The 24,713-nt window shown below is 49.5% G+C and carries 17 protein-coding genes; 12 read left to right on the top strand and 5 right to left on the bottom strand.

Annotated features, from left to right (window positions below):
• The first annotated feature begins 131 nt into the window (after positions 1-131).
• The 6 genes from bcsB (at position 132) to AB3Y96_RS21520 (ending at position 12,885) form a co-directional block, all read left to right on the top strand.
• The gene (gene bcsB, locus AB3Y96_RS21545) at positions 132-2,438 is read left to right on the top strand and encodes a cellulose biosynthesis cyclic di-GMP-binding regulatory protein BcsB (protein WP_367300359.1); all 2,307 of its coding nucleotides are present in this window, start codon (positions 132-134) and stop codon (positions 2,436-2,438) included.
• The gene (bcsZ, locus tag AB3Y96_RS21540; protein WP_367300182.1) at positions 2,438-3,622 is read left to right on the top strand and encodes a cellulose synthase complex periplasmic endoglucanase BcsZ; all 1,185 of its coding nucleotides are present in this window, start codon (positions 2,438-2,440) and stop codon (positions 3,620-3,622) included. The genes bcsB and bcsZ overlap by 1 nt, the downstream gene beginning before the upstream one ends.
• A complete protein-coding gene (gene bcsC / locus AB3Y96_RS21535) occupies positions 3,595-7,101 on the top strand; it encodes a cellulose synthase complex outer membrane protein BcsC (protein WP_367300181.1) in 3,507 nt (1,168 codons plus the stop codon). The genes bcsZ and bcsC overlap by 28 nt, the downstream gene beginning before the upstream one ends.
• A 305-nt stretch (positions 7,102-7,406) precedes the next feature.
• Positions 7,407-9,416 carry a biofilm formation regulator HmsP gene (hmsP, locus tag AB3Y96_RS21530; RefSeq protein ID WP_367300180.1) on the top strand — a complete coding sequence of 670 codons (2,010 nt, stop codon included), beginning with the start codon at positions 7,407-7,409 and terminating at the stop codon, positions 9,414-9,416.
• A gap of 293 nt (positions 9,417-9,709) precedes the next feature.
• Positions 9,710-10,993: a dicarboxylate/amino acid:cation symporter gene (locus tag AB3Y96_RS21525; protein ID WP_040044438.1), complete on the top strand. Its 1,284-nt coding sequence runs from the start codon at positions 9,710-9,712 to the stop codon at positions 10,991-10,993.
• 353 nt (positions 10,994-11,346) lie between these two features.
• Positions 11,347-12,885 (top strand): M16 family metallopeptidase, encoded by a 1,539-nt coding sequence (locus tag AB3Y96_RS21520; protein WP_367300179.1) that lies wholly within the window; start codon positions 11,347-11,349, stop codon positions 12,883-12,885.
• A 76-nt stretch (positions 12,886-12,961) separates the two neighbouring features.
• Here AB3Y96_RS21520 and AB3Y96_RS21515 read toward each other — a convergent pair whose 3' ends face one another.
• The gene (locus AB3Y96_RS21515) at positions 12,962-13,906 is read right to left on the bottom strand and encodes a sugar kinase (protein ID WP_367300178.1); all 945 of its coding nucleotides are present in this window, start codon (positions 13,904-13,906) and stop codon (positions 12,962-12,964) included.
• A gap of 352 nt (positions 13,907-14,258) precedes the next feature.
• Positions 14,259-14,459, bottom strand: a complete 201-nt coding sequence (locus tag AB3Y96_RS21510; protein ID WP_025799514.1) for a 2-hydroxymuconate tautomerase family protein — start codon at positions 14,457-14,459, stop codon at positions 14,259-14,261.
• Positions 14,460-14,695: 236 nt separating this feature from the next.
• On the opposite strand from AB3Y96_RS21510, the gene pdeH reads away from it, so the two are divergent.
• The 4 genes from pdeH (at position 14,696) to AB3Y96_RS21490 (ending at position 18,583) form a co-directional block, all read left to right on the top strand.
• Positions 14,696-15,478 (top strand): cyclic-guanylate-specific phosphodiesterase, encoded by a 783-nt coding sequence (pdeH, locus tag AB3Y96_RS21505; RefSeq protein WP_072309478.1) that lies wholly within the window; start codon positions 14,696-14,698, stop codon positions 15,476-15,478.
• Positions 15,479-15,592: 114 nt separating this feature from the next.
• Positions 15,593-17,644, top strand: a complete 2,052-nt coding sequence (locus AB3Y96_RS21500) for an AsmA family protein (RefSeq protein WP_367300177.1) — start codon at positions 15,593-15,595, stop codon at positions 17,642-17,644.
• Between the two features lie 114 nt (positions 17,645-17,758).
• Positions 17,759-18,268: an E3 ubiquitin--protein ligase gene (locus AB3Y96_RS21495; RefSeq protein WP_072309479.1), complete on the top strand. Its 510-nt coding sequence runs from the start codon at positions 17,759-17,761 to the stop codon at positions 18,266-18,268.
• Positions 18,269-18,334: 66 nt separating this feature from the next.
• Entirely contained in the window at positions 18,335-18,583 is a 249-nt protein-coding gene (locus AB3Y96_RS21490; protein ID WP_025799506.1) for a GlsB/YeaQ/YmgE family stress response membrane protein, read from the top strand.
• Between the two features lie 30 nt (positions 18,584-18,613).
• Here the strand turns inward: AB3Y96_RS21490 and AB3Y96_RS21485 are convergent, their stop codons facing one another.
• Both AB3Y96_RS21485 and AB3Y96_RS21480 read right to left on the bottom strand, forming a co-directional pair.
• Positions 18,614-19,396 carry a CDP-diacylglycerol diphosphatase gene (locus AB3Y96_RS21485; protein ID WP_367300176.1) on the bottom strand — a complete coding sequence of 261 codons (783 nt, stop codon included), beginning with the start codon at positions 19,394-19,396 and terminating at the stop codon, positions 18,614-18,616.
• A 39-nt stretch (positions 19,397-19,435) separates the two neighbouring features.
• Complete coding sequence (locus tag AB3Y96_RS21480) at positions 19,436-20,605, bottom strand: MFS transporter (protein ID WP_367300175.1); 1,170 nt, start codon at positions 20,603-20,605, stop codon at positions 19,436-19,438.
• A 150-nt stretch (positions 20,606-20,755) separates the two neighbouring features.
• On the opposite strand from AB3Y96_RS21480, the gene AB3Y96_RS21475 reads away from it, so the two are divergent.
• Positions 20,756-21,649 carry a LysR family transcriptional regulator gene (locus AB3Y96_RS21475; protein WP_072309344.1) on the top strand — a complete coding sequence of 298 codons (894 nt, stop codon included), beginning with the start codon at positions 20,756-20,758 and terminating at the stop codon, positions 21,647-21,649.
• A 63-nt stretch (positions 21,650-21,712) separates the two neighbouring features.
• Here AB3Y96_RS21475 and yhjD read toward each other — a convergent pair whose 3' ends face one another.
• Positions 21,713-22,690, bottom strand: a complete 978-nt coding sequence (gene yhjD / locus AB3Y96_RS21470) for an inner membrane protein YhjD (protein ID WP_367300174.1) — start codon at positions 22,688-22,690, stop codon at positions 21,713-21,715.
• Positions 22,691-23,234: 544 nt separating this feature from the next.
• Here yhjD and AB3Y96_RS21465 point away from each other — a divergent pair.
• Positions 23,235-24,131 carry a LysR family transcriptional regulator gene (locus AB3Y96_RS21465; protein ID WP_072309480.1) on the top strand — a complete coding sequence of 299 codons (897 nt, stop codon included), beginning with the start codon at positions 23,235-23,237 and terminating at the stop codon, positions 24,129-24,131.
• Positions 24,132-24,713: the final 582 nt, after the last annotated feature.

Raw genomic sequence — 24,713 nt, 5'->3', positions numbered from 1 at the left:
GGAAAAAATAATAAGCGTTTCGGGACTTTTCTTTATTCATTGATTTCAAGGCGCAGCGGAGACTCTCTGTGCAATGAAATACGAAGAGTAAAGTGGTGACTCAGACATTGGCTCAACATGATGATAATGCGATGAATAAAAAAATATTTTGGCTAACTGCTGTGGCATTGGGTATTAGCACCTTGGTGCATGCTGAGCCGGTGTCTCCTGTCACCGAACCAGAAAATGTGGCGACCACAAATGCCGCTACGACCGCATTGACCGATCCCGCCGTGCCGGCACCTCAGGTTGTTGGGATCCCGACGCGTGACGTTAACTTAACCTTCGCTAAGATTGCACCGGCGCCGGGCAGTATGCATTTGCGCGGCGTTGATCCTACCGGTCAATTTGAATTTGGCGTGCGTAGCGATGAAGTGGTATCGAATGCGATGCTGAACTTAGAGTTTACGCCGTCGCCTGCGCTATTCCCCGTGGAGTCTCAGGTAAAAGTTTTTCTTAACGATGAACTGATGGGCGTGTTGCCGATCGCTAGAGAGCAGTTGGGTAAGAAAAACAGCGCACAGGTGCCGATTGATTCTCGTTACATCAGCGATTTTAACCGCGTGCGCTTAGAGTTTGTTGGTCACTATCGTGCCGTTTGTGAGAACCCAGCGAGTACCGCACTCTGGTTGGACGTCGGTAAAAACAGCTCCATCAGCCTGACTTACCAAGGTTTGCCGCTGAAAAATGATTTGTCGCATTTCCCTGAACCTTTCTTTGACGCTCGTGATTACAGTGCGCTAACGCTGCCTATCGTCTTTGCCGGTCAGCCTAACTTGTCAGAACAACGCGCTGCGGGCGTGCTGGCATCTTGGTTTGGTAGCAAAGCGCAATGGCGTGGGCAAAACTTCCCGGTTCTGTTTAACCAACTGCCGGAAAAACACGGCGTAGTGTTTGCGACTAACGATAAGCGCCCTGATTTCCTGCGCGACTATCCTGCCGTGAATGGGCCGGTGGTTGAGATGATCAGCCGTCCAGATAATCCGTATGTGAAATTGCTGCTGGTGCTGGGTCGTGATGATAAAGATCTGATGACGGCGGTACGCGGTATTGCGCAAGGTAACATTCTGTTCCGCGGCGAAAGCGTTGAGGTTGAGGGCGTTAAAACTCTGACGCCTCGTGTGCCATACGATGCGCCAAACTGGGTGCGTACCGATCGCCCAATGACGTTCTCTGAGCTGCAAACTTATGCGGAACAGTTGCAAGCGACAGGCCTAGAACCGTCGCCGATTAGCGTAACGTTAAATCTGCCGCCAGACCTGTTCTTGATCCGTAGTACCGGCATTGATATGCGTATGAAGTATCGTTACACGTCGCCTGCGACAGAAGACGGTTCCCGCATGCGGATCAGCCTGAACAATCAGTTTATTCAATCGTTCAATTTGGTGCCTGAGCAAGATAAAGGCGCATTGCTAATGCGGCTGCCGTTGTTCCAAGGGCTGATTGATAAAAACACCGACGTGGCCATTCCAGCCTTGAAGCTGGGCGCAAGTAATCAGCTACGCTTTGATTTTGACTACGCGAACCCGATTTCCGGTGGTTCGATGGATAGCTGTGTGACTTCACAGCCTGTCCCTAACACGGTGGCCATTGACGGCACTTCAACCATCGATTTCTCAGGCTACCGCCACTTCATGGCGATGCCGGATTTACGCTCATTTGCTAATGCCGGATTCCCGTTCAGTCGGTTAGCCGATTTGTCAGAAACTGAAGTGGTGGTGGGTAAACAATCCACGCCGGCTCAGGTAACGGCCATGCTAAACGCTTTGGGCAGCATTGGCGCACAAACCGGTTTCCCAGCGCTGAATGTATCGCTGACCGATGACTGGGCACAGGTGAAAGATAAAGATACCGATGTGCTATTGATCGGCTCTATTCCTGATGCATTAAAACAGGACGACAAAATCGACCTGCTGGTAGATGCAACGGAAAGCTGGGTCAAGATGCCGATGCGTCAGCCTAATCTCGATACCATCATGCCAGAAGCTTCTGCGATGAAGCCTGACTCGCAGACCACCATTCGCTCTGACGGTGCCATGGCGGCGGTGATTGGCTTCCAGTCTCCGTATCACGATCAGCGCAGCGTTGTGGCATTACTGGCCGATAGCCCACGTGGTTATAGCCTGCTTAATAACGCGATGATCGACAGCGGTAAGAAAGCCTCTATGTCGGGTTCTGTTGTGGTCATTCGTGAGTCTGGGGTGAACAGTCTGCGCGTGGGCGATGTTTACTACGTGGGGCATCTGCCGTGGTGGGAACGTCTGTGGCATGTATTCTCGACTCACCCGATTCTGGTTGCCGTGCTGTCTGCGGTGAGCGTGGTGCTGCTGGCCATTGTGCTATGGCGTTTGCTGCGGATCTTACGTCGTCGCCGTTTGTCTCCTGATGAGCGTGACTAATGATGTTTAGGTTTTTCACTCAGTCCCCCTGTTGTGGGGGACGACATGAGCCGAGATTCAGCGCGGTTGCGCTGTGTCTACTCCTGCTGAGTTTTTGTACTCAAGCCGCCGCTACCTGTGATTGGCCTGAGTGGCAGCAATTCAAGCAGCACTATATCAGTGAACAAGGGCGTGTGATCGACACCAGCAGCCCGCAGAAAATTACGACTTCTGAAGGCCAAAGCTACGGCCTGTTTTTCGCTCTAGTGGCGAATGATCGGCCTACGTTCGAAAACATTCTGCAATGGACGCAGAACAATTTAGCACAGGGCGATCTGAGCGCTCGCTTACCCGCCTGGCTATGGGGAATGAAAGAGAAAGGCGAAAATGGCAAGCAAGAATGGGGCGTTCTTGATACCAATTCGGCTTCCGATTCCGATCTTTGGATTGCTTATTCACTGATGGAGGCGGGGCGTTTATGGAAGGTGCGCAGCTATCAGTCTCTGGGGGTTTTGCTGCTTCAGCGTATCGCTCGTGAAGAGGTGGCTTCTCTGCCGGGGTTTGGCGAGATACTGCTGCCGGGACGCGTCGGTTTTGCACATTCACCAGTATGGACCGTTAACCCAAGCTATTTACCGCCGCAGTTGATGGCTCGTATGGCAGGTTTTCATGGGCCTTGGGCCGCGCTGCATAAGAATAATCAGCGGTTATTGCTGGAAAGTTCACCAAAAGGGTTTATTCCTGACTGGATAGACTGGCGCAAAGACAAAGGCTGGGAACCCACGCCGGATAAGCCTAACGTCAGCGGTTATGACGCGATCCGTGTTTATCTGTGGGCGGGCATGATGGCCGATAACGATCCTAACAAAGCCGTGTTGATTAAGCAGTGGCAGCCGATGGCGACGATGACCGCCGAGCTTGGATATCCACCGGAAAAAGTTGATGTTGCTACGGGTAAGGCGTCAGGTTATGGCAATTCAGGTTTCTCTGCGGCGTTGCTGCCGTTCCTTGCCGGATCGGACGCGCAAGCGGTGCAGCGCCAGCGGGTGAAAGATAATCCGCTGGGCGGTGATGCTTATTACAGCTACGTATTAACGCTCTTTGGCCAAGGATGGGACCAACAACGTTTTCGTTTTAATTTAAAGGGTGAGCTTTTACCTCACTGGGACAGCAGCACATGCGCAAGTACCGCCACTTCTCATTAAGCGGATTGAGTCTCTCGATCGGCTTATCTCTCGCCTCTCTGTCTGGCGCGGGCGTTGCCGCGGATGCGGCTGTTTCGCCAGAACAGTGGTTGCTAGAGCAAATTCGCGTGGGCGAAGCCAGCCATCGTGATGACTTAGTCACGCAATCACTGTATCGCTTAGAACTGATGGATCCAAATAACCCAGACGTGATGGCGGCGCGTATGCGTTTAGCGTTGCGTCAGGGCGATCAGCAGCTTGCGCAACAGCAGTTAGATAAATTGAAAGCGCAGGCGCCGAATTCAGAGGTCTATAAGCAGGCCAAACTGAACATGGCGCTGACGACGCCGGAAGGCCGTCAGCAGTTGCAGCAGGCTCGTTTACTGGCAACCGCTGGCCATGTTCCTGAGGCGGTGCAGGCCTATGATAAATTGTTTGAAGGTACCCCTCCAACCGTTGATTTAGCCGTGGAATATCTGCGTGTCGTTGCGCGTCAGCCGGGTCAGGAAAACAACGTTATTGCCAAATTGGAAGCGTTGAGACAAACCAATCCGGGTAATGGTGAGTTGCGCCGAGCGCTGGCAGGCATGCTTTTGGATACCAACCAAACTCAGAAAGCCTATGCTGTGCTGGAGAAAATGGCAGCAGATAGCAACACGCGCGGAGACGCTGCGGATCTGTGGATGGCTGAAATTAACCGCACTCCTGTCGGTGAGCAAAGCGTTGCGTCCTTACAGCGTTATCTGGTGATTTTTGCGCAAGATCCTTCCACCGTTGAAGCGCGCAAGAAGTTAGCCGATCAGCAAAAATTACTCTCCGACCCGGCTTTCATTGCCCGTTCTCGCGGTTTGGCGATGGTTGACTCTGGCAAAGGCGCAGTGGCGATACCTGAATTGCAGAAGGCATTGGCATCAAGTCCAAATGATTCCGATGTGCTAGGCGCGCTGGGTCAGGCGTATGCGCGACAGGATAACCGTGCAAAAGCGTTAGAGTATTTCCAACGTGCGTTAAAAGCCGACCCGACCGGTTATGACCGCGATAAGTGGATCAGCTTAATTAAAAGTAATCAGTATTGGCTGGCTATCCAATCTGGCGATAAAGCGCTGAAAGCCAATCAGTTGGATGTTGCGCAGCAGAAATATCAGCAGGCGCGCGGGATTGATAATACGGATAGCTATGCCGTGCTTGGCTTAGGTGATGTCGCAGTTGCGCGTAAAGATGATGCGGGCGCGGAGCGATTGTATCAACAGGCGTTGCGGCTTGATTCAACCAACAGCAGCGCAGTGCGTGGGTTAGTGAACATTTACCAACGTCAGTCGCCAGAGAAGGCGATGGCCTATCTGGATCAGCTGCCGCGTAGCCAGCGTAAAGCGATGCAGAGTGCAATCAACGGCATTCAAAGCGATGTATTGCAGCAGCAGGCGCAGGCTCTTGAACAGCAGCAACAGTGGGCGGGAGCGGCAGATAAACTGCAACAGGCGCTGAAACTTTCACCCAATGACGTATGGCTAACTTACCGCTTGGCTAAAGATCTGCATGCGGCTGGCCGTACTGATGAAGCCGACCGTGCTTTCAATACCTTAGCACAGCAGCTTCCTGGCGATCCTCAGCAGGTTTATGCGCACGCGCTTTACCTATCAGGCACCGATCGCGATCGGGCGGCCTTAGCGCAGGTTGATGGATTACCGCAGGCGAAGTGGGATGCCAATATTCGTGAGCTTTCTGACCGTTTGCACTTCAGCGAAACGCTCAAAAAAGCCCAAGACCTGCGTGACGCGGGACATGAAGACGAAGCGATTGCTTACCTACGTCAACAGCCAGCCAATACCCGCATCGATTTAACGCTCGCCGATTGGGCATTAGAGCGCGAAGATTATGATGCGGCGCTGGTGGGTTATCGCGATGTGCTAAAACGCGAGCCCGATAATGATTCCGCTCACCTAGGCGAAATTGAAGCCTTCGTTGCGCAAGGTGAGCTTGAACAAGCTCGCACTCAGCTACAGGCATTGCAGCAGGTTAAACCAGCCGAAGCGCCAAGCATGAATACCGAACGCCGCGTGGCGGGAGCTTGGGCATCGGTGGGAGACATGGCCAAAGCGCAGGCGATTTTTGATCGTATTACTCCGCAGGCGGCCAAAGAGCCGGGTCAGGACGGTGCGCTGGTGATGCGCGATGCCGCTCGCTTTGAACAAAAGCAAGGGAACCCTGATAAAGCGCTGGATTATTATCGTGATGCGATGGTGTCTTCTGGCATTGCACCAACCAAACCGCAGGATAACGATACTTTCACTCGTCTAACGCGTAACGATGAAAAAGACGATTGGCTCAAGCGTGGCGTACGTTCCGATGCGGCTGATTTATATCGACAGCAGGATGTGAATGTCACGTTGGATCATGACTATGCACGTTCTAGTGGTACCGGTGGATATTCTGATTTAACGGCCAATACCACCATGCTGCAGATGGATGCGCCACTTAATGATGGGCGCATGTTCCTGCGTACCGACGTGGTAAATATGCAGGCGGGTTCCTTTAAAGGCGGGCCTTATAAAGAGAAATTCGGCACCTGTTACGTCAACGGCTGTCAGTCTGGCAATAGCCAAAACTCAACGGGCGCGAGCCTCTCTGCGGGTTGGAAAAATGAGCATTGGGAAGGGGATTTCGGCACCACCCCAATGGGCTTCGACGTGGTGGACTGGGTCGGCGGGCTGAGCTATAGCAATGACTGGAACCATATTGGCTGGACGGTAAATGCTCACCGTCGTCCGATTTCAAGCTCCTTGTTGGCATTCGGTGGCCAGAAAGACGATCAAACCGGTATCACATGGGGCGGTGTGCGCCGCACCGGCTTGGGGATCAGCGGTAGTTACGATCGCGGTGAAGCACATGGCGTTTGGGCTGATTTGAGCGCCGATCAATTGACGGGGAAAAACGTTGCTGATAACAGCAGAATACGTTGGATGGCCGGATACTATTACAAGCTTATCAACGAAAATAATCGCCGTGTAACCGTAGGCCTGAGCAATATGATTTGGCACTACGATAAGGATTTGAGCGGATATACGCTGGGGCAAGGCGGTTACTATAGCCCGCAGGAGTATGTTTCCTTTGGTGTACCGGTGAACTATCGCCAACGTACTGAAAATTGGTCTTGGGAATTGGGTGGTTCGGTTTCTTGGTCGCATTCGAAAACCGATACAGTCGATCGTTATCCGATTAAGGGTCTGATCCCTGCCCCGGACAAAGCCAATAATAAGTACACTGATAAATATGACACGGATAGCGGCAGCAGCAGTAGCGGCGTAGGTTATACCCTACGAGCGATTGTTGAACGCCGAGTGACTTCCAACTGGTTTATCGGTGCGGGCGTAGATATTCAGGAAGCGAAAGACTATACCCCGAGTCACGGTTTGATTTATGTCCGCTATTCAGCGGCGGGCTGGCAAGGTGATATGGATCTGCCACCGCAGCCATTAACGCCATACGCTGATTTCAAGTAATTACTCTATATCGAATCCGGTTCTACCAAGTTAAAAAGGCCCGTATGTACTCTGCATGACGGGCCTTTTGGTTTTTTGTCGGTGTTGAACTGAGTTCAATTTGGCGTTAAAAATGGTGCAAAATGCATCGACGTCACCCGATTATGCTTAAATACGTGTAATTGTTTGTGAAAGAATTCGGCTTAAGGGTTAAAAACAGATGTGATCAAGTATACTCTGGCTGGGTCAATGGGGTGTTTAGCTAACAGTATCCCCCCACGTATTGGATTCTTATTGTTTAAATTAGATGTTATCGGAGAGACAGTTTGCGAGTCAGTCGTTCCTTAACGATCAAACAAATGGCAATGGTGTCGGTTGTGGCGCTCATTACGATTTGTATTTTTGTCGTGATTCAGCTGTTCCATTTTGTGGACCAGCGTAAGGAGGACTACGTCCAGCAACTGGAGAATTTGGCCCATTCGGTACGTGAGCCGCTTTCTGAAGCCATGTTGAATATGGACGCGGTGAGAGCCCAAAAAATTCTCGATAGCCTAGTCCCCATCGGTATTCTAAGCCGTGCCGACGTGATGTTGCCCAATGAGCTTCAGGCGCTTAAAGGCCGTTTTCCTCAAGAGCGAGCCGTTCCTGAAGCGGTGATGAAGATTTTCGATCTGCCTGTCCAGGTTTCGATGCCGCTTTACGGCATTGAACGCAATATTGCGGCGCGGCAGCCGTCGTCTTATCTCGTTTTACAGGCCGATTCATTCCGCATTTATCAGTTTATTTTGTCGACGCTGTCTACCATGGTATCGACCTATCTTTTGCTGGCTTTGATTCTTACCGTTGCTATTAGCTGGTGTATGAATCGGCTGCTGGTGTACCCGTTGCGCGCGCTGGCACAAGAGTTGCGCAGCATGCCGCTCGATACCCCCAATTTTCATCAGCTTACGCCGCCGCCGTCGCACGGAGATGATGAACTGGGCTTATTGGTGCGCAACTATAATCGTAATCAGCAGGCGTTAGAAAAAGCTCATCAGGCGATGAGCCGTATGTCTACGCATAATCCTCTGACCCATCTGCCGAATATGACGCTGTTTATTCCTTTGTTGGAACAGCATTTATTGGTTTGCCGCAAAGAGAATTCAGGCATCGTTGTGATCAATATCGGCACATTGCAAGAAGCGATGGGGGTGTTGGATACCACACAGCGCGATGCGTTACTGACGTCATTAGTTTGCCGGTTGAAAGAGTGCGTGAGCGAAGCCGATATGTTGGCTCAGGTTAATCAGGATCGCTTTGTAGTGCTGGTTCGAAACGTTGAAATGCCACACTCGCTGATGCTATTGGCGAAAAACCTGATGGACTCCATCACGCGGCCGCTTGATTTAGAAACGGTGGCGCTACGGCCCACGGCAAGCATTGGGATTTCGTTTTACCAGCCAAACGCAGAGGAGACGATTGATGCCAAGAAAGAGGCCGAGCTTCTCTTAAGTCAGGCAAGTTCAGCCATGAATATGGCGATGCGAGAAGGCAAAAATCAAACCCTATTCTTTGAACCAATGCTGGCTCGCAAGGCTAAAGAGCGGTTGACCAAAGAAACAGAGATTATGAAGGCGCTCACCCAAGGTGATTTCTCTCTCTATCTCCAACCGCAAATTGATTTGCGTTCGGGGCGCTTGGCGGGGGCAGAAGCGTTGATCCGCTGGAATCGCAAAGACGGCGAACTAACTTTACCTTCTGAATTTATCCCGTTGGCGGAAGAAGTCGGTGGAATAGAGGCGCTGGATGAGTGGGTGATTAGCGAGTCGATGAAGATATTGTCGGCTTGGCAAAAGCAGAATATCGGCGTGCCGATTTCGCTGAATGTTTCAGGTATTCAGATTGCTAATCTCAGCTACGTTGAGCTGCTGGAAAAAATGTTGCTAGAGTACCAACTCGATCCGCACATGCTGCATCTTGAGGTAACGGAAACGGCGTATATCAGCAATATGGAACAGGCTGCAGAGATGTTGGCGCGTTTGCGCAAAATCGGTATTAAGATTGCTTTGGATGATTTTGGTATGGGCTACGCTGGCTTGAACTACTTGCAGCATCTGCCGGTGGATATTATTAAAATCGACAAAAACTTTGTTGACCAGATCCCTGCCGATGACGCTTTAGTGCGTATTGTAGCGTCTATTGCCGATGTGCTGGCGTTAGACGTGGTGGCCGAGGGCGTAGAATCACATGCGCAATGCGAGTGGTTGCTTGCACACGGTATCTACTATGCGCAAGGTTACTGGTTCTCTCCTGCGTTACCGCAGGAAGAGTTTGAGAGAAAGTATTTTCTTATCTAAAGATTACGCTTAGTAAACAACTGATTATGGCCAGTTCGCTGGCCATCCTTCCATAAAAATCCCTTCCCTTTGTAGTGATAACCCTTTTTTCGTTGCGGGTTTGATACGTTTCAGCTCTTAAAAATGATAAAATTTGGTTACTAATTACAACATTGCATTTCCATATTGTTACGCCGGTGTTATTTTGCGTCCAACGCAGTACAGAGTCATAAAGGATGGTTGTACCGAGTGTAACCCCCGCCTTTAGTGCGTTGTATCTGATGCGTGCGTACCCGATAAGGAAGTGTATAAATATGAAAAAAAACCTCTTTAAAAGCCTCTATTTCCAGGTGTTATTAGCTATCTCTCTGGGGATATTACTAGGCCATTTCTACCCTGACCTCGGCGCACAGATGAAACCTCTGGGCGACGGATTCGTTAAACTGATCAAAATGATTATTGCTCCAGTTATCTTCTGTACGGTGGTGACTGGGATTGCTGGTATGGAAAGCATGAAGGCCGTTGGTCGTACCGGCGCGATTGCTTTGCTTTACTTCGAAGTAGTGAGCACCATTGCTCTGATTATTGGTTTGGTGATTGTGAATATCGTCCAACCGGGCGCGGGGATGAACGTCGATCCCGCCGCGTTGGATGCCAAAGCGGTGGCGGTCTATGCCGATCAGGCTGCGCAACAAGGCTTGGTTGCTTTCGTCATGGATATTATCCCAGGTAGCGTCATCGGTGCCTTTGCGAGTGGGAATATCCTTCAGGTTCTGCTGTTTGCCGTGATGTTTGGTTTCGCACTGCATCATCTGGGCGAGAAAGGACAGATGATGTTTAACTTCATCGACAGCTTCTCGAAAGTCATTTTCGGCATCATTAATATGATTATGAAACTGGCTCCAATCGGTGCATTCGGTGCGATGGCCTTTACCATTGGTAAATATGGCGTTGGAACGCTGGTGCAACTGGGACAGTTAATTATCTGCTTCTATATCACCTGTGTGCTGTTCGTGGTGTTTGTGCTGGGCTCCATCGCCAAGGCCACCGGATTCAGTATTTTCCGTTTCATTGCCTACATCAAAGAAGAGTTGCTGATTGTATTAGGGACTTCCTCATCTGAATCTGCACTGCCGCGCATGCTGGATAAGATGGAGAAAGTAGGCTGTAAGAAATCGGTTGTGGGGTTAGTGATACCAACAGGATACTCATTTAACCTTGATGGCACCTCGATTTACCTGACCATGGCGGCGGTGTTTATTGCGCAGGCAACCAACTCACACATGGATATCTGGCATCAAATTACCTTATTGGTGGTTCTGTTGCTGTCATCGAAAGGGGCCGCAGGTGTAACCGGAAGTGGATTTATCGTACTGGCTGCCACCATTTCCGCGGTAGGGCATCTACCGGTAGCGGGTTTGGCGCTGATTTTAGGCATCGACCGCTTTATGTCAGAAGCGCGTGCGTTGACGAATCTGATTGGTAACGGCGTTGCGACTATTGTGGTTGCGAAGCGTGTTCGCCAGCTAGATGAAAAACAAATGAAGGCGGTTTTAGGTAAAAAAGACCGTAACGCAGCTCAAACACAGACCTTATAACCCTCCTATTCCTCGGTTTTTGTTACCGAACATGACGGATTGCCCCCATTCGCTTGATGCGAGCGGGGGCATCTTTATAATGTGCCCATTCATTTCTACAACAACTCATTCGTCATACTTTCGGCTTCAGATGCGCCAGCGATCCTGACTTGCGACCTTCCTGAGCCTTTTGTTGTCTAGTGTCGCTGTTGTTTAGAACTTTTTTTCTCTCTGTCGGGTGACATAATCCCACTCTTGTGGTCTAAAAATCGATGCTTGACTCATCGCGTTGAGTTAGCCGTTTTTACAGGCCAGATGGGTTATCTTCCTCAGGGGAATTCGCACATTTTTGTCAGTATTTAGTAGGGGTTCACATGCAAGGCACCAAAATTCGGCTCATGGTTGGTGGATTGTTGTTGGCGGCGGCCAGCAGCTCTGTGCATTCTGAAGCACTACAGCCCGATCCCGCGTGGCAGGAAGGAAAACTGGATAATGGTTTTTCATGGCAATTGTTAGCCACACCACAGCGTCCATCCGATCGGATTGAGTTGCGTATGATAGTGAGCACTGGCTCACTTGTAGAATCAAATCAGCAGGTGGGCTTTGCCCATCTGTTGCCGCGTTTAGCATTAACACATAGCGATAATTTTACCGCGAGCCAGCTTCAATCGTTCTGGCAACAAAGTATCGACCCTCAGCGCCCGTTACCTCCGGCGGTGAGTTCTTATGATTACACCGCATACAATTTAAGCTTGCCGAATAACCGCCCTGAGCTGCTGAAAGAGGCGTTGCTGTGGCTGGCGAATACCGCGGGTAAGTTGAATATTGATAGCAATACGGTGATTAGCGCTCTGCAATCCCCAGAAAATTTAGTGGCGACGCTGCCTTCCGATGCTAACGATCCTTTGTGGCGCCTTCGTCTCAAAGGCTCAACGATGCTTGGGCATGAGCCTGGTCAAGGGCCAAACCGTCCGGTAGATACTCAGTCGTTGAAGGCCTTTTATCAGCAGTGGTATACGCCAGATGCAATGACGCTTTACGTGGTCGGTAACGTTGATTCCCGCTCCCTGAGCGAGCAGATCAATAAAGCTTTTGCCGATCTGAAAGGCAAACGTGAAACGCCAGCAACCTTACCAACGCTGGCTCCGCTGCCGACTACGCCGATTAACCTGATTGCCGAGAACGCACAGCAGGACACGCTGTCGATCACGTGGGATGTGCCTTGGCAGCCAATTCGCGATTCTCAGGTTCTTCAGCGCTATTGGAAAAGTGATTTCGCTCGCGAAGCGCTGTTCAGCCATTTACAGCAGGTATTGGCAAACAGCGATCTGAAAGGGGCGGTCAATCTGATGTTTGATTGTCAGGTGCAATATCAGCGTTCTCAGTGCGCTATCCATCTGTCGACTACGCAGGCCAATCTGAATAAAGCCCTGAGCTTTATCGCTACGGAAATGTCTGCGGTGCATGATGACGGCGTTACGCAGCAAGAATTTGATACCATGATTGCGCAGAAGAAAGATCAGCTAACCAAACTGTTTGCGACTTATGCGCGCACGGACACCGATGTTCTGATGAGCCAGCGTTTGCGTTCGCAGCAAAGCGGCGTGGTAGATATTTCTCCTGAAACCTACCAAAAGCTGCGTCAGAGTTTCTTAGCAACGTTGACTTTGGATGATTTGAATCAGGAGCTGCATAACCAGCTTTCTCGTGAACCAACGCTGATTCTGCGCCAGCCGCGTGGTGAACCCGAGGAAAACGTGAAAGCGTTACGTGATGTCTACAACAATACCATGGGACTAAATATGGAAGATGCCTCGGCGGCAGGTGATGCGGTGCCGGAAGATGCTTCATCTTCTGCAACCGCACCACAGGCGGATCCGGCGGCAAAAGAAGAGCCAACTTCAGCTCAGTAGATTTCAGTAAGGCGGTTAACTCTGTGATTTCCCATCCTTTCCCTTGATCGGGGAAGGATGGGGCATAGAAAGGTTATTAGCGAGGCATGGCTTCCTGCGGGATGATGGCCCCACGGTACTGAATGACGGTGCTGGCGGTTTGATGTCCGCGTTGTGCCGATGCGGCTGGTGTTCCGCCACGCAGACGAACAGCTAAGTAACCGGCGCTGAATGAGTCACCCGCTGCGGTGGTATCAACCACCTTTTCTTTTGGTAGTTTAACCGCGGGCACGTCTACGGTTTGCCCATCGACTGAAACAATACAAGAATCAGCGCCGCGTTTAATCACCACCTCACTCACGCCTAGTGCATGGGTGCGTGCAATAACCTCATCAGCGGCTTTTTGCCCCCACAGCAGATCTTCATCATCCAACGTTAAGAAGGCGATATCGGTGCAGGCCAGCATTGCGGTATAGGCTGCCTGTGTTTGTTCGACGCTCTGCCACAGACGTGGACGGTAGTTATTATCAAAAATAACTTTGCCCCCGTTGGCGCGACAGCGCTTTAATAAAGTGAGTAAGCGCTCACGACTTTCCTCGTTGAGGATAGCAAGGCTAATTCCGCTGAGATACAGATAATCAAATTGAGCTAATTGGTCACAAATCGCATCGGCTTTTTCGCCGTCTAGCCAATAGCGTGCAGCGGCATCGTTGCGCCAGTAGTAAAAGGTGCGTTCGCCGTTGGCGTCGGTTTCAATAAAATAGAGGCCGGGAAGTTTGTTGTCCAAGCGCTGGGTTAACTCAGTTTTTACCCCTTCACGCTGCCACGCATCCAACATTTCGTTGCTGAACGTATCTGTACCTAACGCGGTGACATAGTGCACGGCTAGCTCATTTTCAGGCACCTGACGTGAAAGATAAACCGAGGTATTCAGCGTATCGCCACCAAAGCCACGGGAAAGATCCGCACCTTTTTGCGACAGTTCAATCATACATTCGCCGATGACGGCAATTTTTGCATTGGAATGGGAAGCAATGGTCATGAAGGAAAGCCTGTTTTATTGAGGTCGTAAAAACGCAGTTATCTTAGTTTCCCCGTTGGAAAACTCAGCGTCAATATAAATAAAACAGTGTTCTATTTTTATATGATATGGATCTAAAAATGAGTGTTTTGTGTAATGTCGTTTTGGCGATCGAGATACACGGGGCTAGTACCCCGCGGGGCCGTTATGGAACACATCCTTGTGTTCCACCTCAAGGGCCAACGCCGAAGCGTTGTTCAACTTTGCTCCAGGCAAAGTTGTCGGCGGCTTACGCCGCTACGACCCCATCGGTGTACTTCCCCTAAAATTGAGCTTAAGTGGGCGGCATTAGGTTACTGTTTACTACTGCACGCTACTTTTTCTTGCGCAGCTCGGTCACGCTTTTTCCGCCAATTCCCCAGTTATCGGTTTCGACTTCCTCAATGATAACCACGGTGGTGGCCGGGTTTTTTCCCATCGTATCGACCAGTAACTGAGTGACACCAGCTATCAGCGCTTCTTTTTGCTCGGTGGTGGCCCCTTCACGAGTGATTTTGATATTAACGAAAGGCATTTTGATACTCCATTGGTGTAAAAAATAGGCTAATAAATTCCCATAAAACGAATTAATAGCGTAGCTCATTTGCCAAGCTCCGCTATTTGGTTACCGCTGATCCGTTAGCCGCATTCAAGTAACTTGAATTATTTTGGCTATAAAGATTTAAGGATCCTTGCCGATAACTGATTTTGTTCATTGTCCGCAAGGGCAAAGAAAATGGTTCTCACATGATGTATGCGGATGGTGGATACATGAAAATTGGCAAGACAATCGAGGCGGGGTGGATTATGCCCACGTTGCCCGCACTGGAGCCTACCCGCGAGCTAAATTTCTGGAGCCAGTGCCAGAGAAGCTATACCTTCCAGCCTATTTACTGTACCAGCGGTGTGCCGTTAGCGATTGAACTGCTGACAGCGGTTTACCACCCTGATAATCCTGATTGCCGTTTATCGCCTGAAGATTACTTCGAGCAAATCTCACAGGATCTGCGTGAAGATGTGGTGCTGGAACAGCTTAGGCTGATTCAGCATTGGCATAGCTTTATTCAGCAGCGCGATTTGTTGGTATCTGTGAACGTTGATGGACAAACGTTGCAGTCTATTCAGCTATTACCAGAAGCCCGTAATCTGCTGGAAAGTATGCCCTATTTGCGCTTTGAAATGGTTGAACATGCGTATGCGGCGCTGACGATCCCTATTCAGTCGCTAGAAGATGTACATCGTTTATGGCTCGATGATTTTGGCAGCGGATTAGCAAATTTCTCTTCGCTGATGGAGTGCCGCTATGAGTTCGTCAAACTTGATCGCGCGCTGTTCTCGTTTTTACGCGAAAGCCATGAGGGCGTTCGGCTATTTTATGCATTAGTGGCGTTGATGAGTCGTTATACCAAAGGCGTTATTGTCGAGGGGGTTGAAACCTCTCAGGAATGGATGCTGGTAAAACGCTCAGAGGCCTGCGCTGCGCAGGGTTTCTATCTCTCCCGCCCGAATCGATTCGACTCTCTGCACCAATTGCCCACGCTCTTTCGCGAGTGATTTTTACGGGTAATAAGCCTCCAGTTTTGCCCGTAAACGGGCATATATCTAATATTTAACCTATGGTTATGTGTGGGAAACATCATCAATTAGATTAAATATTTAGGATATGCCATGACCAGAACAGGAAAAGCATTTAGCTGGTTAGCAGGGATCTTAGTGGTATTGATCGTTGGGATCGTTGTCTTTGTGATGACCTTTGATTGGAACCGACTCAAACCTACGATCAATCAAAAAGTCTCTACAGAACTCAATCGGCCATTCGCTATTCGAGGCGATCTTGGCGTGGATTGGGCGCGCCCTACCGATGAAACAGGCTGGCGCTCTTGGGTGCCTTGGCCACATATTCACGCTGAAGATATCGTGCTCGGTAATCCGCCGGAGATCCCTGCGGTATCGATGGTTACGCTGGAACGGGTTGATGCCAGCCTCGCCCCGTTGGCGCTGCTCGGCAAACAGGTTTATATCCCTCGCATTAAACTCAAACAGCCAGATGCTTCGCTGCGTAGGCTAGCAAATGGTAAGAATAACTGGACGTTTGAACTCGCTAATTCCTCAACGGACGATCGGGCGAAGGATCAAAAGTCTGCATGGTCTTTCAAGATCGACGACATTGTGTTTGATCAGGGGGTGATCGCTTATGACGATGCGATCGCCCATGCAAAACTCAAGGCCACCGTCGATCCGCTGGGAAAACCGTTGCCGTTTAGTGAGGTGATGGGAAACAGCGGTGCGGCGAAGAAGGTTACTGGTAAGAAAGCACCTGACTATGTCTTTGGCTGGAAAGTCGATGGGTCGTACAACGGTGAATCGCTCTCGGGCAGCGGCAAGATAGGTGGGATGCTGGCGTTACGCGATCCTGATGGCTTATTCCCACTACAGGCCGATGTGCGTTCAGGCAAAACGCGGGTTGCGATTGCCGGTACGCTTAGCGATCCGCTGAATTTAGGCGCGCTCGATCTGCGATTACAATTCTCCGGGCAGAGTTTAAGTCAGCTGCATAAACTGACCGGGATCGTATTACCGGATACGCCGCCTTATTCCACCGATGGTCATTTAAGCGCAGAGCTTAAACGCGATAAAGGCGCGATTTACCGCTATCAAAACTTCAACGGCAAAATCGGCGACAGCGATATTCACGGCAGCCTGACCTATCAAGTGAGCAAACCACGTCCTTCACTGAGCGGTGAACTGGTGTCTAACCAGCTGCGTTTTGCTGATTTAGCGCCGCTGATCGGGGCTGATTCTAATCAGGAGAAGGTGAACCGAGGCGATAAAGCCACACAGCCGTCAGACAAAGTTTTACCTGCTGATAAATTTGATACCAAGCAGTGGTCGACGATGGATGCCGACGTTAAATTTACCGCCAAGCGGATTGAACACGGTGAGTCCTTGCCGCTGAGCGATCTCTACACCCATTTGGTGCTCAACAACGGCACGCTGTTAATGGATCCGCTGCGTTTTGGCGTGGCTGGCGGTAATTTGAATTCGACAATTCGTTTGGAAGGGCAACGCACGCCAATGCGCGGCATGGCGGATTTGCATGCACGTGGTTTCCAGTTACAGAAACTGTTGCCTAACGTTGAGTCGATGCGCCGTAGCTTAGGGCAGCTCAACGGCGATGCCAAAATCAGCGGCACGGGCAACTCGGTGGCTGACTTGCTGGGTACCAGCAACGGCGATGTGCGTCTCCTAATCAACGATGGTGTGATAAGCCGCAACCTGATGGAAATTGCGGGCCTGAACGTGGGGAATTATCTGGTTGGTAAGCTGTTTGGTGACGATGAGGTGAAGATCAACTGTGCGGCAGCGGACATCGGCATTAAAAATGGTTTAGCCGCGACTCGCCTGTTTGTGTTCGACACCGAAAATGCGGTGATCAATATTTCGGGTAACGTTAATCTGGCCACCGAACGCATGGATTTGTCTGTCGATCCTGAAAGCAAAGGTATGCGGGTTCTAACCCTGCGTTCGCCGCTTTATGTAAAGGGTACATTTAAGCATCCTGATGCGGGCGTTAAAGCCGGACCGCTGATTGCGCGCGGCGTTGCTGCCGTGGCGCTTGGCGCAGTGGTTGCCCCAGCAGCAGCTTTACTGGCGTTGATTTCACCCAGCGATGTGGACTCTAACCAGTGTGGCGGCATGCTAAAAGGGATGAAAAAATAGTCAGTCGCCTTGTCAAAAATGGCGAGGCAGAGAATTTGTACTATGCTTTCTGGGTGTAACAACATGATTGTGTTGTTCATTTTTAATACACACAGATATCAAGGAAAACGGATGATGAAAGTATGGAATAAAGTCCTGTTAGCTTCTTTTATTGGGTTGGTTGTCGCGGGCTGTGACGATTCCACTAAAGTTGATGCCAATCTTGATAAAGCGAAAGATAACGCGGAACAAATCAAAGACGCAGCGGATAATAAAGCCGATCAAATTACCGATGCCGCTAAACAAAAAGCCAATGAGCTGAAGAAAGAAGCGGATGCACAGGCCGATCAACTCAGCGATAAAGCTAAAGCGATTAAAAGTGAAGCCGAAAAACGTGCCGATGCCCTTACGGATGATGCGAAAGCTAAGGCCAAATCCATAGAGCAGCAGGCCAAGCAGCAGAGCGATCAAATAATCGATCAGGCGAAGACCATTAAAGAGAGCGCCATCAGCGGTGCAAACGATCTTTCCGCCGAGGCTCAAACCAAAACTCAGGCGATTAAAGACAGCATGAAGCAAAACCCGCCGGCTCAGAATGGTGCGGCTCCAGCAAACGAAACGCCAAAGACAAATAGCAACCCGTAGCGTAAGGCGCACTATAATTTAGGTGTGGGTAAGATTATTTTTAATCAGTAAATTTAGGGGGAGTATATGGGTATCCTTTCGTGGATTATTTTCGGTCTTATTGCCGGTATTCTGGCTAAATGGATTATGCCGGGGAAAGACGGCGGTGGGTTTATTGTTACCGTGATCCTTGGGGTTGTGGGTGCCGTTGTCGGCGGTTATATCAGTACCTTCTTTGGCTACGGTAGAGTCGATGGATTTAATTTCGGCAGCTTTATCGTTGCCGTTATTGGTGCATTGGTGGTGCTGTTTATCTACCGAAAAATCCGCAGCTAATCTCTTGTTCGGGGCGGGTTTCCGCCCCGGCTATTTGGCGAGCGTATTCGCCGTATCATATAATGCCGCACAGCTGTGATCCTGTATTTCCTCGATAGAAGCCAAATTCAATCGCCACCATTCGCGCTGGGTTGCCAGCAGCACAAAGTTGCCTTCCGTCGTGGGAAGCAATGCCAGCCCAAATGCTCCCATATTTTCCCGCGCCTGCGGTAAACCTTCGGCTAACAGAATGAATGGGCTATTTTTCCCCAGCGCGTTTTTGTCGAGCGTTCGCGCCCAGTAACTGTGGTGATTGATCCCAATCTGTATCGGTTGCCATTGCGATGACAGTGAGGGCGCTAAAGCCGTAATCCGCGCAAGTACCTTGGGTTTAGTGCAGGACATATGGATATGCAGCTGATTTTGCGTTCGTCCATATTCAGAATTAATGGTAAATGACAGCAGGTTTTCCGGCACTGGTTTGCCATAACGCTTTGACAGCCAATCCCGCCGTTGCCATGCATCGGCAAAATAGTTGGGTTGCTGTGGGTTTAACAAGAGGGGAGATTCAATGCCTGTGACCTTGGCGGTTGGCATCAATAGGTATTGCAGAGGGCCGTTGCGGTCTTTAAATACCACAAATCCCTGCGCAAGGTTGACCTTGGCACAGGGGCTTGGGTTTTGTCGTTGTTGTTGATGCGGCACGCACTGCTGGCTGACAATTTTCCACAGCGCATCAGGGTGCGAGGGACGAAGGAAGAAGAAGCTGGTAATGACGAGGAGCACAATAACAATCAGTACGATGAATCCTGTTTTGCGCTGAAATCTTGTCATTACCAAACTTCCCATAAAGTGGTTTAAAGGACGCTTACCTTACTGAGCACATACACGTTTGTCTAATGCGCCGCTCCAACGTGTCATACCAAATGCGAGCAGAACCACAATTGCGCCAACCCACGGTGTCACCATCAGGCCATAGTTCTCAACGATCATACCGCCGACCCATGCCCCACCGGCGATGCCGAGGTTAAAGGCTGCGATGTTCAAGCCAGAAGCCACGTCAACGGCGTGAGGTGCGTAGCGTTCTGCCTGTTGCACCACATAAACCTGCAAACCTGGGACGTTACCAAAGGCGACTGCACCCCAGAACAACACGGTAATCAAGGCCAACACTGGGCTGTGCGCGGTGAAACTGAACACGGCAAGTACGGCGGCTAGCAGTAAGAAAATAATTTGTAGTGCTTTGATTGGGCCCATGCGGTCGGCTAAGCGTCCACCCCACAAGTTACCCGCAGCCACGGATACTCCGTAAATCAGCATCACCCACGTTACGGCGTTGGCGCTAAACCCACTGACCTGCTGCAAAATAGGCGCAAGGAAGGTGAAGACCACAAAGTTACCGCCGTAGCCCAGAGCTGTTTTAGCATAGACCATCAACAAGCGTGGCTGTTTCAAAATGGTCAACTGACGAGCGATGGACGCCGGTGGTGTGTGTTTTAAACCGTTAGGGACGAAAATCAGGCTACCGATAAGGGCGATAATCCCCAGCAGCGAAACCGCCAAGAACGTTTCATGCCAGCCAAAGTGTTGGCCAATAAAGGTTCCTAAAGGTACGCCGGTGACGAGTGCCACGGTTAAACCGGTGAACATAATCGCGATGGCGCTGGCGGCTTTCTCTTTCGGCACTAAGCTGGTGGCCAGCGTTGAACCGATAGAGAAAAAGACCCCATGGGCTAAGCCGGTCAGCACGCGAGCGGTCATCAGCGACATGTAGCCGGGCGCTTTCCACGCTAACAGGTTACCGAGAGTAAACAGCACCATCAGGCCAATCAACAGCGTTTTACGCGGCATACGGCCGGTTAACGCGGTGAGCACCGGTGCGCCAATGGCAACGCCGAGCGCATATAAGCTGACAAGCAGGCCAGCAGACGGCAGGGACACCTGTAAATCTGCGGCGATAGTTGGGATCAGGCCCACGATAACAAACTCCGTGGTGCCGATGGCAAACGCGCTGATGGTCAGCGCAAACAGAGCTAATGGCATAACTGCAAACTCCTATCTTCATCTTTCAAGCCACAGACAGCGGGGTTTGAAATCTCTTGGGTATGAATAATTGATGGCGCTGAGTTTGCACGGATTATTTTTGCAGAAAAATAGGTCTATACTCACAAGATAATTGATTAGTGAGCAACAATGAAAACAACAACCGAAGAGCTGGTGGCTTTTGTCGCCGTTGTCGATGCGGGAAGCCTGACCGGCGCCGCAGAGCAGTTAGGTCAAACGCCCAGCGGTATTAGCCGCGCGCTGGGGCGTTTGGAACAAAAGCTGGAAACCACGCTGCTTAACCGCACCACGCGGCGCATTGATTTAACCGAAGAGGGGCGCATTTTCCTCGATCGCGCTCGCGCGATCCTAGAAGCGATTGAAGAGGCTGAGGAGCAGTTGGCCTTACAGCGGCATCGTCCGGCAGGTCGTCTGCGCATTAACGCCGCATCGCCGTTTATGCTGCATGTGGTGGTTCCTCTGATTGAAGAGTTCACCGCACAGTTTCCAGAGATTGAACTGGAGCTCAATACCAGCGACCAAATTATCGATTTGTTGGAGCAGCGCACCGATGTGGCAATTCGTATCGGGACTCTGCAAGACTCCAGTCTGCACGCGCGTCCTATTGGGCGTTCGGGGCTGAAGGTGCTGGCTGCGCCGGAGTACCTGCAAAAATATGGTACGCCAGAGCGGGTAGATGAATTGAGCGAACATCGGCTGTTAGGTTTTACTCAGCCACAGTCACTTAACCAGTGGCCGCTTAAGCAGAGCCAGTGCGCGACGTTTTCCGTTACGCCTAATATTGCTGCGTCTAGCGGTGAAACGCTGCGTCATTTGGCGATCGGCGGGCGGGGGATTGTATGTCTTTCCGATTTTATGACGCATCAGGATATTGCTGAAGGGCGTTTGGTACAGGTTCTTGCCGAGCACACCTTGGAGACATATCAGTCAATTCATGCGGTGTATTATCGAAATAGTCAGCTTTCGGCACGTATTCGCTGTTTTCTTGATTTTTTGGCGCAGAGATATCCGCTGCACCAGTGACTGAGAGATAAATATCGACTCCAAGCTTGCCACTTCGTAGGTGGAAGCTTGGAGTGGGATCATTTATGGCTGCGTTTTTTTGCGTTCTACGGTGGTATCGCCGTCATAGTTGGCGGTGGCAATCCATGCGGCGCAAAAGAGCGTTAAGCGGGCAAAGAAGTAGAAGAAAGCCATCAGACCAATGACCGAACCAAACGCCGCGCCGGAAGGCGAGCGTGCAAGGCTAGGCAGCGTCCACGTCATCACGAATTTAATTACTTCAAAGCCAATAGCCGCAATTAAGGTTCCACGGAGTAAGGCTTTTTTCTTTGGTTTATGACGCGGCAATACCAAGAAAATCCAAAGAAACAACAAATAGTTAGCCATGATCGAAATGGACAGCGCAATCGCTGTCATCACTGGCCGTAGCCATTCGATGCCGTCTAAACCTAATGCGCGAACAATAGATGCCTGCGCGGCGCCTGCGATAGACGTGAAAGAAAGCGAGACGATTAGCGCAATCACCAACCCGGTTAGCGAGATAAAATCGCGCAGGTAGCGGAAGTAGAATTTTTCCTGATCCTGTGGATTGCGCTCCCAAACCTCTCGAGACTGCGCGCGAATCGCTTCACGTAAATTCCCCATCCAACTAATGCCTGAATAGAGCGCAATAGCCAAACCGGTTAGCCCCACGGTGGTACGCTGCTGGATGGCGGTATTCACGGTATTTTTCAGGGTTGTCGCTAAATTGGGATCGCTAATACTGCTGACTATTTTGTTGATCAATTCCGTGAGCAAATCGGGATTTGAGGCAAGCACAAAGCCGACGGCTGCAAACGACACCATTAAAATGGGGATAAGAGACAAAAATGAAAAGTAGGTAATCGCGGCACCGAACTGGCTGCCCAGTCGGTCATTAAAGCGATCAACTGCACGGATAACATGGGCCACGCTGGGAATGGCTTTGAACCAGGCCATTACGCCATTGGCTTTATCCAGCGTTTTCGCCACATGGGTGGTGACGGTTGCTTTACTGCTTTTGTGGTCTAATTCTTTTGGCATAAGCATTTTCACCTGTCTGCATTTAGGAACATATGCAATTTCAGGCGCTTAATTTCTCACGTCATGGTGGGCGAATAATCTAGATCCTAGCAGAGTCGAGCTGTAAGGCAAAATAGGCGAAGAGAAAATCTAGTTTAATAAATATTTTCTGATTGCTCTCTGAGGCATTGTTATCATCATTTAGGCGTGAGTATTAAGAATATTCTGCTAATTTAACTCGAACTGAGTAAATTACGACATAGATTGAATAATATGACGAAAAAATAGAGAGTAATATCGTGGTTAAGCTAAAAATTAAACAAAGAATCTGTGAGGCAGGTTTTTAATTTAATGAGTTTAATTCAGTATGTTATGGCATAATTAGACCGTTCAATTAGCACTTTTCAACTTTTTGTAAGATGAGCGTTGGCTGTGCATAATCAACCAATTCACAGACTTGGGTAAGCCTACAAGCATTTACCTGCTTGCCACTCAAATTATTTAGGGTATAGGCGAATAGGTTTTGACCTATATTCGTCCTCAGCTAACGATTCAAGGTAAAGGCATGCTCGATATTGATGTTAGCGTTATCCGAATTTTTCTCACGGTGATGGATACACGTAGTGTCACCTTAGCGGCAGAGCTACTGAATAGTTCAACGGCGTCGGTTAGTCGTGCTCTCAAGAAAATGCGCGACAGTTTTAACGACCCGCTCTTTATTCGTACGAAAAAAGGATTAGAACCCACCGCTCTGGCATATAACATTACGCCCAATTTAGCGCTGGCTTTGAATAGTATTCAGAGCGCGGTGAGTGTTTCGACCACTCTGCGTAATGGTGATAACCGTCAGACGCGTTTAAAGCTGAGTTTGTCCCCAATGCTTGAATATTACCTGACGAGCATATTGCAGCATCAAGGGTATCCTTTTGACGACGTCGCATTGACCAATGAAACCCATGATGGTGATTTGACCAAAGACATCACGCGACTACGTACTCGTAAAATCGATATTAGTTTTACGCCGCAGAAATATGCAGATTGGATGATAACCAATGTGCCGCTTTTCGATCTGGTACCGGTGGTAATGTGTCGTAAAGATCACCCGCGAATTAAAGCCGGGTTTAGCTTACAGGAGCTTGAACGGGAAGAATATTTAAGCCCAACGATGTGGCCATCTTTGTTTGAAGATAATATTGTGCTTAATCCGCATAACAAAGCGCCCATTTACTCGAGCACCTCGGTACTCAATTTGATGATGATGACAGCTACCACAGACTATATTCTGATTTGTGGCCAACCTTTTGCTCGTGAGTTTGAAAAGCTGGTTGATGTACAGGTCCTCGAATTCCCACATGCTAAGCCGATGGGAACCATTTATGCTCATTATCATAAGAGCCGAGCAACAGATGTGAATATAGTTAACCTGATTAATAAAATTAAGGCTGGGACCTTACTCGAGTAAATACAATAAGAATTAGCTGATAGTTAATTTTTATATATTCTTTTTTATATCAAAATTACATTTATTCGTTAGCCGATAAAAAGGAATAACTAAAGTGTTATCTCTTTTTATATCTTCAATGAAGAATTATTAGCGTTTAGCAAGCAAGATATCGCATACCTATGAATGTTTTACTCTGAACATTTAGTGCTTTTTTTGTGATCTAGATAACATAACTGAAGTTATGTTGTGACTAGTACTAAAACTATTAAAAAATGAGCATATGTTAAATGCTTCACATAACAAAATGAAATTTAATGATTTTTTTGTTCTTGGTGAACTTGGCTTGGCTTTTGTTTGCCTACATGAGCGACACAAAAAGACTACATTTCGTTTTGTGCAAAAGGCATTTCCGCCCCCGGTTATTGTTAAGAGTCTTCTTTCTGCCTAACTTGTACCCAAGATATACCGAATCATATTCAGCTTGCTGTTATTCTGCATTTAGGATGTCTTGGTTATTAGTCCTCCATAATTACGATGCACTTTACTTTCTATCTGCCTGCGTTGGATTGAATAAACGTAGCGAAATGAAAAGCACTCATT

The sequence above is a fragment of the Hafnia alvei genome (genome assembly GCF_964063325.1).
In the GTDB taxonomy this organism is placed as follows: Bacteria; Pseudomonadota; Gammaproteobacteria; order Enterobacterales; family Enterobacteriaceae; genus Hafnia; species Hafnia alvei_B.
This window is presented reverse-complemented; position numbering and strand designations above follow the sequence as displayed.

What these genes read in the sequence shown, in the direction of transcription:
- bcsB (WP_367300359.1), top strand. Translation starts at nt 132, where the DNA reads ATGAATAAAAAAATATTTTGGCTAACTGCTGTGGCATTGGGTATTAGC.
- bcsZ (WP_367300182.1), top strand. Translation starts at nt 2,438, where the DNA reads ATGATGTTTAGGTTTTTCACTCAGTCCCCCTGTTGTGGGGGACGACAT.
- bcsC (WP_367300181.1), top strand. Translation starts at nt 3,595, where the DNA reads ATGCGCAAGTACCGCCACTTCTCATTAAGCGGATTGAGTCTCTCGATC.
- AB3Y96_RS21525 (WP_040044438.1), top strand. Translation starts at nt 9,710, where the DNA reads ATGAAAAAAAACCTCTTTAAAAGCCTCTATTTCCAGGTGTTATTAGCT.
- AB3Y96_RS21520 (WP_367300179.1), top strand. Translation starts at nt 11,347, where the DNA reads ATGCAAGGCACCAAAATTCGGCTCATGGTTGGTGGATTGTTGTTGGCG.
- AB3Y96_RS21515 (WP_367300178.1), bottom strand. Translation starts at nt 13,906, where the DNA reads ATGACCATTGCTTCCCATTCCAATGCAAAAATTGCCGTCATCGGCGAA.
- AB3Y96_RS21510 (WP_025799514.1), bottom strand. Translation starts at nt 14,459, where the DNA reads ATGCCTTTCGTTAATATCAAAATCACTCGTGAAGGGGCCACCACCGAG.
- pdeH (WP_072309478.1), top strand. Translation starts at nt 14,696, where the DNA reads ATGAAAATTGGCAAGACAATCGAGGCGGGGTGGATTATGCCCACGTTG.
- AB3Y96_RS21500 (WP_367300177.1), top strand. Translation starts at nt 15,593, where the DNA reads ATGACCAGAACAGGAAAAGCATTTAGCTGGTTAGCAGGGATCTTAGTG.
- AB3Y96_RS21495 (WP_072309479.1), top strand. Translation starts at nt 17,759, where the DNA reads ATGAAAGTATGGAATAAAGTCCTGTTAGCTTCTTTTATTGGGTTGGTT.
- AB3Y96_RS21490 (WP_025799506.1), top strand. Translation starts at nt 18,335, where the DNA reads ATGGGTATCCTTTCGTGGATTATTTTCGGTCTTATTGCCGGTATTCTG.
- AB3Y96_RS21485 (WP_367300176.1), bottom strand. Translation starts at nt 19,396, where the DNA reads ATGACAAGATTTCAGCGCAAAACAGGATTCATCGTACTGATTGTTATT.
- AB3Y96_RS21480 (WP_367300175.1), bottom strand. Translation starts at nt 20,605, where the DNA reads ATGCCATTAGCTCTGTTTGCGCTGACCATCAGCGCGTTTGCCATCGGC.
- AB3Y96_RS21475 (WP_072309344.1), top strand. Translation starts at nt 20,756, where the DNA reads ATGAAAACAACAACCGAAGAGCTGGTGGCTTTTGTCGCCGTTGTCGAT.
- yhjD (WP_367300174.1), bottom strand. Translation starts at nt 22,690, where the DNA reads ATGCCAAAAGAATTAGACCACAAAAGCAGTAAAGCAACCGTCACCACC.
- AB3Y96_RS21465 (WP_072309480.1), top strand. Translation starts at nt 23,235, where the DNA reads ATGCTCGATATTGATGTTAGCGTTATCCGAATTTTTCTCACGGTGATG.